This is a genomic window from Homoserinimonas sp. (assembly GCF_056262345.1).
Map to the genome: position 1 here is coordinate 1 of NZ_JBACFR010000283.1, position 5,674 is coordinate 5,674.

6 protein-coding genes are annotated in these 5,674 nt (G+C 64.4%); 5 read left to right on the forward strand and 1 reads right to left on the reverse strand.

The genetic code is table 11. The annotated features are described in order from the left end of the window. The 5 genes from AC062T_RS12990 to AC062T_RS13010 all read left to right on the forward strand — a co-directional run. On the forward strand, positions 1–1,057 hold a 1,057-nt coding region (locus AC062T_RS12990), incomplete at its 5' end, for an LLM class flavin-dependent oxidoreductase (RefSeq protein WP_476030674.1). Positions 1,058–1,078: 21 nt separating this feature from the next. Further along, positions 1,079–2,425 (forward strand): NtaA/DmoA family FMN-dependent monooxygenase, encoded by a 1,347-nt coding sequence (locus tag AC062T_RS12995; protein ID WP_476030676.1) that lies wholly within the window; start codon positions 1,079–1,081, stop codon positions 2,423–2,425. A 53-nt stretch (positions 2,426–2,478) separates the two neighbouring features. Beyond that, positions 2,479–3,273: a UTRA domain-containing protein gene (locus AC062T_RS13000; protein ID WP_476030678.1), complete on the forward strand. Its 795-nt coding sequence runs from the start codon at positions 2,479–2,481 to the stop codon at positions 3,271–3,273. Next, positions 3,270–4,493, forward strand: a complete 1,224-nt coding sequence (locus AC062T_RS13005) for an MFS transporter (protein ID WP_476030680.1) — start codon at positions 3,270–3,272, stop codon at positions 4,491–4,493. Before AC062T_RS13000 ends, AC062T_RS13005 begins: the two co-directional genes overlap by 4 nt. A gap of 181 nt (positions 4,494–4,674) precedes the next feature. Then, positions 4,675–5,220 (forward strand): flavin reductase family protein, encoded by a 546-nt coding sequence (locus AC062T_RS13010; RefSeq protein ID WP_476030682.1) that lies wholly within the window; start codon positions 4,675–4,677, stop codon positions 5,218–5,220. On the opposite strand, the gene AC062T_RS13015 is transcribed toward AC062T_RS13010, so the two are convergent. After that, positions 5,217–5,674 (reverse strand): hypothetical protein (locus tag AC062T_RS13015; RefSeq protein WP_476030684.1); only part of this gene is annotated, 458 nt, incomplete at its 5' end. The genes AC062T_RS13010 and AC062T_RS13015 overlap by 4 nt on opposite strands.

Consider the following 5,674-nt stretch of genomic DNA (forward strand, 5'->3'; position numbering starts at 1 on the left):
CGGCAACAACGGCTGGATCCTGTCGGAGACATCGCCCCAGTACATGCCGAGCTACGATCTCAACCGCGAAATCGTGCAGCGGGCCGAGAAGTACAACTTCGGCTTCGCCCTCGCGATGCTCAAGTACCGCGGTTTCGGCGGAACAACGCAGCATTGGGACTACACAATCGACCCGTTCACCCTCATGGCGGCGCTCGCGCCCGTCACGGAGAGCATCAAGCTCTATGCGACGATCTCGCCCCTCACCTACCATCCGGTCGTCGCGGCCAAGATGGCGGCGATGGTCGACGACGTCTCGAACGGTCGGTTCGGCCTCAACCTGATCGCCGGCTGGAACCGCAGCGAATACGCCCAGATGGGCGCATGGCCTGGTGACGATTACTACGGCTACCGCTACGACTACCTCAGCGAGTTCACGCACATCTTGCGAGAGTCGTGGGCAGAGGGACGAGTTAACTTCGCGGGCGAGCACTTCACCGTCGAGGACTGCGAGGTGCTGCCCAAGCCGACGAACTCGATCGACATCATCTCGGCGGGGGCGTCGCCGAGAGGCCGGCGCTTCATCGCCGAGTATGCCGACTTCCACTTCGGCGCCGGTGCGACACCCGAGCAGGTAGAGGCGTCTCATGCGTCGCTCATGGAGGCGTCGGCGGTGACGGGGCGTAACCCCCAGTCGTTTGCCTCGTCGATGCTCATCATCGGCGACACCGACGCCGACGCGGCTCGCAAGGTGGAGCACTACGCAAAGGGAGCGGATGCGGGGGCGCTCGAGGGCATGTATCGCGAGTACTCGAATGACACGTCCACCGACGGATCAAGCGCATCGATCGCGCAGAAGGTCGCCGAGGCAAAGAGCAACCCGTTTTATGGCGGTGGCGCCCCGGTCGTCGGCTCGCCTCAGACGATCGCCAATCACCTCAACCGGTTGGCGGCCGTGAGCGGGACCGCGGGCATCATGCTCACGTTCGACGACTTCATCGATGGCATCGAACGCTTCGGAACCGAAGTCATGCCGCTCCTCGACCACATCGATATGCCTGCCGTCGCCGCCGCCTGAACGCACTGAGAAAGAGCATCAATGACCTACCAGATGAGCCTCGCGCTTGACCTTTCGTTCTCGCACCATCAGGGGCGTTGGCGCCTGCCAGGTTCGTGGGCGGGCTACAACTTTCCCGACCTCCGCATGTACAAGGAGCTCGCGTTCGCCGCCGAGCGCGGCTGCATGGACATGATCTTTTTCGGGGATGGCACGGGCATCCCGTCGACGTACGGCGACTCGATCGATGCGGCCGTGCGCTGGGGCATCGGGGCGCCGCGGCAAGATATGAGCCCCTACATTGCGGCACTCGCGCAGGAGACGAGCCACATCGGTTTCGGTCTTACCTACTCGTCGACGTTCCTGCCTCCGTTCTACGTGGCGCGTCTCCTCAACTCTCTCGACCACATCACGGGCGGCCGCATGGCATTCAACATCGTCACGTCGAGCAGAGGGGCAGATGCGGCTAACTTCGGTTTTGACGAGCTCATGGATCATGACGCCCGCTATCGCCGCATGGAGGAATTCGTCGAAGTGTGCACGGCTCTCTGGCGCAGTGTCGGGGCGGATGCTTACCTGTGGGATCGTGAGACCGGCCAGGTCGCCGACGCGTCGAAGGTGGCGCCGATCGATCACATCGGCGAGTTCTTCACGGTGAAGGGGCCACTCAACTCCGTTCCGAGCCCTCAGCAGGCACCGGTGCTTATCCAGGCGGGCGGCTCTCCCCGAGGCATCCAGGCGTCGTCTCGGTTCGCGGACGTCATTTTCGGCGGAGCCTTCAAGAATGAGCATCGCGCCGAGCATCGAAAGGCGCTCGATGCCGCTCTCGTGGATTCGGGCCGCGACCCTGAGAAGGTCGGAATCCTGTGGGATCTGCAGATCATCGTCGGCCAGACGGCAGAGGAGGCCCAGGCCCGTAAAAACCAGTTGCAGGGCCTCCTGCCGCGCGAGGCTGCCGCGGCCCAGATGTCGCACAACTCGGGCCTCGACTTTGCGAAGCTGCCCGACAGATTCACCCTCGCCGAACTCACGGAGGAGGTGATCGCCAAGAACGCAAGCCCCGTTACCTTCCGCGATCTGATCGCCGACCATGGCGCCGACCACGAGATGACCAAGGACGAACTGATCGATAGCGCTTGGCGCACCGCGACGGGCTACGACCACACCGTTGCAGGCAGCGCCGAGCAGGTTGCCGACTACCTTGAGGAGTCTTATGAGGCATCGGGCAGCCGGGGCGGCTTCATGATCGCCCATCCGCAGGTGACCCCCCGCGACCTTATCGACGTAGTCGGCCTCCTCATCCCCGAGCTTCAGCGGCGTGGCCGCTTTCGAACCGCATACGAGGGGTCGACCCTGCGCGACACGCTCGGCGTTCCGAAGTTCGAGTGACGGCGGTGGGCGAACGCGGGCGGGCAGTAGCCCCGCCGAAAAACGACCCGGCGGTGTCGCCCCCGACTCGAGTCGCCCGCGACCTTGCGGGCGCCCGCATCCTGGACCTCGGCCAGCACCGCAGGCAGGACGAGGCTCGCCGCCTGCGCGATCTTCTCGCCGAGTTTGTGGTCGCCTCGCTGGACAAGGACGAGCGGCTGCCCTCCGATGAACAGATAGCGAGACAGTTTCATTGCACGCGCAACGCTGCCCGCATCGCGCTGCAGATGTTGGCCGATGAGCGTCTTATCGACCGCACGGTCGGAGTCGGAACGTATGTCATGAGCGACCCGTCGCGGTGGCGCACCGACCACCTCGTCGATTCGCTCCAGGTGCGCGACGCCGGCACTCTTCGGTGGGAGCGGCTGATCGGCTGGCGGGTGTCGGCAACCATTCCCGAGCCCATGCGCGCGGAGTTCGCGCCGGATGTCGAGCGTCTCGCAATCTTCGAGCGGGTGTTCAACTACAACGGCAAACCCGGCTCGTTGCGCACGTACCACGTGCCGCTTCGGGGCGAAGATCGCTTTGAACCGGCGGATGCTCAGGGCGACATCTTCGACGTACTTGAGGGCCGCTTTGGATACTCGGGCCTCAGGGCGCAGCGCACGATCTCGGCGATAGCGGCGGATGCGTCTGCTGCAGAGGTTCTCGATGTCGGCCTTCGTGACCCTCTTCTGCTGATCGAGACGACCGTGCGGGTGCCGTCGGGTGATGTTGTGCTCACTTATTCGGGCCGACAGCGCACGGATGTTGTTCGCATCGGACTCGAACCGGAGCGGGTGCAGGCAGACGCCGGCGAGTGTCTGTGAGCCGCTCCACCCGGGGAAGGCACCCGCTTGGCCCGTTGCCCGGCATGCTCGTGCTGCTCACCCCGCTGTCGCAGCTCGGGTACATTCCGGTTTCTGTCGCGCTCGGCCACCAGCTCGGCGCAGACCTCACGACCGTCGGAATCTCGATTGGCATCTACAACGCCGCATCCGCCCTGGCCACTCTCATATTCGGGCCTCTCTTCGACCTAATCCCCGCCCGCAAAGTCTTGCCGTGGGCTGTCGCCGTCAACGTCGTTGTGTCTCTGACCCTCATCGTTGTGCCCAACGTGGCCGTTCTGTTGACGGGTCGAATTCTTACGGGGGTCACAACCAGCGTTCTGCTGCTGTGTGCCTCGATCATCGTCGCCGACGCACATAACGCCGACCCTAAGAGGCGCGACCGGGCGTTCTCCAACCTTCAAACATTCAACAGTCTTGGTGCAGCGACGGGGCTCGCTCTCGGCGCCACCGCCGCAGGTATCGGTGCGCCATCCCTCTATTTCTGCGTCGTGGCGGCGTACGGCATCGGGGTGCTCTGCCTCACGCCAGCGCTGGTCAACCGAATGCCGAGCGGGCCGGGGCGCGCGGCATCCGATGAGCGGGTTCCGCATTTCGCGGTGCGGCTGCGGATGCTCATGCGCGAGGTCGGCCTCACCTCTCGTAGCCCATCGACCCTGTGCCTGCTGGTCGCGGCTGCCGGTGTGGGCTGGATTATCCAGAGCGGCCACTACGGCGTAAGCCTGCTCCTGAATGAGACCGACCCGGCGATCACGCAGCGCATCGGGCTGGCGATACTGATTCCGGTCGGGGTGTTCCTTGGCAGCAGTGTTAATCAGCTGAGCTTGGCGCGGTACACGGCGACGGAGCTACTGGGCCGCATCTATTGGCTTCTGCCGCTCGCCTGCATCGCGTACGCTGCGGCCGTCGGATCGGGTTTTCTTATTGCGGAGATCGCCGCACTGATCGTGCTGGGAATCCTCACGGGGATGCTCATGCCGCTCAGCCCCGCCGTGATGGTGTCGTGGTATCCGGCCATCCGTTCGAGCGCGGCCGCTGCGGAGTCGATCGCCAAGGCGATCGGCGCGACCCTCAGCCCCATAGCGCTCGGTGCATTCGCCGCTCAATGGGATCTTGCCGGTTCGCTGCTCGCGGTTGCCCTCGTCGCCCTCGTCGGGGCCGCGGCAACGCGGGGCTTTGCGCGCCGCCCGGCCGTCGCGTGAGGCGCGTTTGGGTCAGGCACGATGGCGGCGAACTGGCCCAGCATCGCTGTGTTCGCCGGCTCGACACTGGCGCAATCGGTGGGTAACTGAGCCTTCGCCAGAACGTAACCCCGGGCGCTTGTCTGCCCGCGGGGAGTGCGTGCAGGCTAGTGACATAGCCCCTCTGAGCATTGGAATTGTCATGGAAAAGACGCTCCACCCCTTGGCCGCTCGCGGCGAGTTTTCTCCCCTCGACTTTCGGGCAACCCTGGGTCACTTTGCTTCGGGAATCACGATCGTTTCTGGAATGCACGATGGAGAGCCTGTTGGCATGACATGCCAGTCGTTCTTCAGCCAGTCGATTGATCCGCCCCTCGTGTCGTTCTCGGTGATGGAAACGTCGACCACATATCCCAAGCTCCGCACAGCCGGACGATTCTGTGTCAACGTACTGTCGGAATCCCAGCAGCACGTCTCCGCGCAGTTCGGGCGCAGTTTGGGTGACAAGTGGGCCGGCATCCAGTGGAAGTCGACCATGGGGGGCAACCCCGTGATCGATGACACCGTCATGTGGGTTGATTGCGAACTCGAAGACGAACTCGTGGCGGGCGACCACATCATCGTTGTCGCTCGCGTCGTCGAGATGAGCCCCATGGAGCACGCTGCTCGCGAGCCGCTGGTGTTCTTTCGTGGTGCCTACCGTCGCCTCGCCGAAAGCTTTGATAACCGGGCCACCCTGCAGGCCTAGGACGATCGCCCCTCCTGGGGAACCGCGTGAGCGATGAGTAGCGAGGCCGGGATGTGGCCGAATGCCAATATCGTCGCTGCGGCGGCGATCCACCAGCTGGAGAGCCACGCTGCGGCCGCGAAGAAGTACACGACGGGGGCCACCGCCAGAGGCACCCGCACGCCCCCAACGGGTCTATAGAGGAGGGACCATTTCTGGCCCCGGAGTAGATAGCGAATCCACAGTGCGTAGTAGGCACCGATCGCGAGGACTAGCACGACGATCGCAGGCCCCGTGCCATGGTGTGCGCCTGTGAGCGCGGGCGCAACGATGCAGCCGATCTGCCCCAGCCGTTCGCAATAGGCGAGCGGCCAGGGGATGTCCGCCAGGGGTCGAGCTTCGTGCGGAGGGAACACCAGGAGCAGCAGGGTCGGAGCGAAAACCGCGAGGCTGACGCCCAATCCCAGCAACGAGA

What these genes read in the sequence shown, in the direction of transcription:
- AC062T_RS13010 (WP_476030682.1), top strand. Translation starts at nt 4,675, where the DNA reads ATGGAAAAGACGCTCCACCCCTTGGCCGCTCGCGGCGAGTTTTCTCCC.
- AC062T_RS12995 (WP_476030676.1), top strand. Translation starts at nt 1,079, where the DNA reads ATGACCTACCAGATGAGCCTCGCGCTTGACCTTTCGTTCTCGCACCAT.